Origin of the sequence: Candidatus Sororendozoicomonas aggregata, from assembly GCF_031528575.1 — a bacterium.
Lineage (GTDB): Bacteria > Pseudomonadota > Gammaproteobacteria > Pseudomonadales > Endozoicomonadaceae > Endonucleibacter > Endonucleibacter aggregata.
Window position 1 is genome coordinate 1 of sequence record NZ_JAVLSP010000181.1, and the last position, 2407, is coordinate 2407.

Genomic DNA, 2407 nt, shown 5'->3' on the forward strand with positions numbered 1-2407 from the left:
ATCCGTGGGTTTGTATACGGCACGCCCACCCCACGCCCCCATACTGGCCCTGAGGGCATCCAGGTTATTATGGCGGCAGAGGCAGTACTCCGGCGTATTGATACCGTGGCGACTCAACAGGTGCGAGGTCTTAAATTTATCTTCTGTCAAAGCGAAAGACTGGTAGTTATTAATCATTGGGATAAACCGATCCAGCATTTCATACAGGTACATCTGGTATTGTGTCTGCTGACCTGCGTTGTAAGAAAAGAACAGGTCAAGATCTTCCATTAACACGCCATTACAAACAATAGAACCCTCGTGAGCCATAGCCTGACCGAGGTCCAGACCAGTAATTGCGCCAATTTCTCGCTCTCTAAGCCGGTCGATAAGCTTTCGTTGGATGGCCTCGCCCCCACCATTCTGGTACAACCAGAGTCCAACGGTATACTTAGACATGATTAATTCCTGTAAAACGCTATCTAAAATAGTCAATTATTAACGACGGATGATTTATGACTGAAAAACTATCCGATAAAATCCTTTGAGTTCTTACCAAAGTTACCTTGAATAGACGACTTACGTCTGTCTTTAGCAAGCTATCTCCTCCTTCGGAAACTCATCAATAAAATTTTTGAAATCCCTTATCATGCGCGGTAAATATACCGATTTACAGGTCGATTGTTAACCAGTAAATGAACAATAGTACCAGTTAATGATCTATATCAATATACACCTGATAAAAAGCGTGATAACAGCTAACCCGGATATTTCATAAACTGCCCTTAGAGCCGCAAGGAGCGAGCAAGGCCAGGAACATGTTTATGAAATATCCGGGCTAAACCCTTAGGAGCCTGTCGGACTTATGCTTTCGAGCATAAAATTCAGTAGGGCGAGTCAGAATTTTCGATCAATTTGTGCGAATAGTTGACCTGTTTAAGCCAATTGACCGGAAATTCTGGACGCGCTTTCTCGCACTTTCTCGCACTTTCTCGCACTTTCTCGCACTTTCTCGCATTTTCTCGCACTTTCTGGATTTCAGGCCGAAATTGTCTTAAGTCCGACAGGCTCCTTAGTGTTATTTCGCAGTTTTCACCCACTCTCCCACATTAACGGGGGGTTGCTTTGATGGCGATCTCTCACTAGCATGTGCGGTTTTTTAACCCATAAAAAACGTAGTAGAAAAGTGGACTTTAAAGAACTTGCTTCAATCATTGAGCTGAATTCTCACACTAAAAATAAGGCAGGTGTTGATGAAAATGGTCAGATTTTTTCTCGCTGGATGGAGGCGTTGGGATACAGTGTCGTTCGTCACAGAAGAGAACATATAGGCGACCACCTGCATTTCACTTCTCCCAAAAAAACAGGAAAAAAAGTTTTACTGCTAGGTCATCTGGATACAGTATTTCCCAAGGGAACCTTCGAAGCATTTGGTGAGGATGAAGATTGGATCTATGGCCCTGGGGTGTGTGATATGAAAGGCGGCAACTATATTGCCCTGAGCGCCTTACGTGCTATCCACCAGAGATATGGGACTATCGGGAATATTGATATGCTCCTGGTCAGTGATGAGGAAACGGGTAGTGATGACAGCAAACACCTGACCGTTGAACTCTCAAAAAAATACGACGTATGCCTTGTGTTTGAGGCGGCCGGCGCAAACAATGAAATAGTCATTGGGCGTAAAGGCGTGGGTACTATTTTTCTCAATTTTGAAGGAAGGGCTGCCCATGCTGGCAATAAATATACTGAAGGGAGTAACGCTAATTTGGCTGCGGCACATATGCTGATTGCCTTGACTGAGCTGACCAATCTTGAAGCCGGTACGACCGTGAATGCTGGAAAAATGTCGGGAGGCATTGGTGCCAACACCATTTCGCCCAAAGCGCAATTGGTGGCTGAGTTCCGCTTTACCTGTTCAGCAGAAAAAGAGCGTGTCATCAGCGCCATTGATCACCTGGTAGCAAACCCCAGCGTGCCTGGCGTCAACATCACCGTCAGTGGCGGACTTCAGCGCGATGTTATGGAAAGCACGGAAGGTCAGCAACAGCTGTTAACAGAAATTGAAAACGTGATTGGTTATTCATTACCCACCGAAAAGCGCGGCGGTGTCAGTGACGCCAACACCGCTTCTTCTGTGGGGACCCCCACACTGGATGGCTTTGGCCCCTTTGGTGATGGTGATCACACCATTGGTGAGCGTGCCTGCAAAAAGAGTTTTAACAACCGAATCAGGGATGTGACCAAAATTCTGGCGCATTTCAACGCTGCTTGATCACGCTGGCTGCGTGTTTGCTTTGGCCGGTTTTAACGGTAGATCAACATTAACACCCGCAGGCTCCTAGGAGCCTGTCCGAGAATAGACTGCCCTACTGCGGTGGCAGCAAATTGGTCTAAAAAGTCGGAAATTTTTAGCAAATAGAACCAC

The 2407-nt window shown here is 46.1% G+C and carries 2 protein-coding genes; one reads left to right on the forward strand and one right to left on the reverse strand.

Going from position 1 to position 2407, the window contains the following annotated elements; all coding sequences use genetic code 11:
* Window positions 1-438: ATP-grasp domain-containing protein (locus tag V4C51_RS17565; RefSeq protein WP_330927471.1), on the reverse strand; the 438-nt coding region annotated here is incomplete at its 3' end.
* A 688-nt stretch (window positions 439-1126) separates the two neighbouring features.
* On the opposite strand from V4C51_RS17565, the gene V4C51_RS17570 reads away from it, so the two are divergent.
* Entirely contained in the window at window positions 1127-2254 is a 1128-nt protein-coding gene (locus V4C51_RS17570; RefSeq protein ID WP_330927472.1) for a M20 family metallopeptidase, read from the forward strand.
* Window positions 2255-2407 lie beyond the last annotated feature (153 nt).

Coding starts and splice junctions, on each gene's coding strand:
- V4C51_RS17570 (WP_330927472.1), top strand. CDS start 1,127: ATGTGCGGTTTTTTAACCCATAAAAAACGTAGTAGAAAAGTGGACTTT.